Source organism: Streptomyces sp. A01 (assembly GCF_059026195.1).
The window spans coordinates 1-1,518 of record NZ_JBWLKN010000084.1 but is presented as its reverse complement, the minus strand read 5'-3'; the positions used below and the strand labels follow the sequence as shown (position 1 = coordinate 1,518).

The following is a 1,518-nucleotide window of genomic DNA, read 5'->3' as shown; positions in this document are numbered from 1 at the left end:
GACCGCACTGCCCCGCACCACCGCAAGCACCGGATGCCCATTACGCCGCGCCAACGACAACGGCTCCAACAACAACACCCCCGCACCCTCAGCCCAACTGGTGCCATCCGCATGCGCCGCGAACGTCTTGCAACGCCCATCAGGAGCCAGCCCGCGTTGTCGGCTGAACTCCACGAACACGCCCGGCGTGGCCATCACCGTCACTCCGCCGGCGAGCGCGAGGGAGCACTCGCCGGTTCGTAGGGCTTGGCAGGCGAGATGCAGCGCCACTAGCGACGACGAACATGCCGTCTCCACCGTGACCGCCGGGCCCTCCAACCCCAGGGTGTACGCGACGCGGCCCGAGGCAACGCTGGTCACGTTTCCGGTCAGTAGGTATCCCTCGACGCCATCAGGGGCGTCCAGATAGCGCGGGGCGTACTCCTGCGACGCGACTCCCGCGAAAACCCCGGTCTGGCTTCCCTTGAGTGACGTCGCATCGATTCCGGCGCGCTCCACAGCTTCCCAGGCGGTTTCCAGCAGGAGCCGTTGCTGGGGGTCCATCGCCAGTGCCTCGCGGGGGGAGATCCCGAAGAAGGCTGGGTCGAAGTCGGTCGCCTCGTGAAGGAATCCGCCCTCACGGACGTAGGACTTACCAGGCCGCTCCGGGTCCGGATCGTAGATCCCGTCGGTGTCCCAACCACGGTTGGTCGGAAAGCCCGAGATGCCATCGCCCCCTGCTGCGACCAGATCCCACAGCGCCTCAGGAGATGACGCGCCCCCTGGGAAGCGGCAGGCCATGCCGACCACCGCGATGGCTTCATCCGCCAACGCGGCTGCCCTGGGCATCGGAAGTGTGGCCGGTGCGCTTGTAGTGCCCAGGATCTCAGCGTGCAGGTAGTCAGCCAGGGCCATAGGCGTCGGGTGGTCGAAGAGCAGGGCTGCCTGCGGCCGTAGTCCAGTTGCTTCGGCGAGGCGGTTGCGCAGCTCGACGGCCGTGAAGGAGTCGAAGCCGAGGTCGGCGAACGCGTGCTCTTCCGGGATCGCGTCGGGCGTCGTGTGTCCGAGGGTGGCGGCTGCGTACGTACGGACAAGGTCGAGGAGGGCGTGGTGTTGCTTGGCGGGTGTGAGGCCAGCCAGTCGCTGACGAAGGCTGTCGGAGCTGGCGGTGCCACGGCGTGGGGCAGCTGCGCGACGCGAGGCGGGAACGAGGTTACGAAGCAGTGGGTGAGGTGCGGATTCGTGGGCCTGTCGACGCAGAGCTGCAAGGTTGAGGTGGAGGGGAACGAGCAGCGGGAGGCTGGTGGCGTGAGCCGCGTCGAGGAGGTCAAGCCCCTGCTGTCCGGTCAGGGTGGTGATCGCATCGATACCACTGCAGCCATCGATGCCAGCGCGGGTGGTGCCTTGCTGATCGGTGGCATCAGACTGGCCGGCTGTGCTGCTGGTAGCGATCTCCTGTGCTCCCCAGGCGAGGGAGTGGGCGGGTTGGTGGGTGGTGTGGCGGTGGTGGGCGAGGGTGTCGAGGAAGGTGTTGGCGGT

1 protein-coding gene is annotated in these 1,518 nt (G+C 67.6%); it reads right to left on the bottom strand.

Translation table 11 applies throughout. The annotated features are described in order from the left end of the window. A partial coding sequence (locus AC5P1B_RS35600; RefSeq protein WP_493892179.1) for an acyl carrier protein occupies nucleotides 1-1,518 on the bottom strand: 1,518 nt, incomplete at both ends.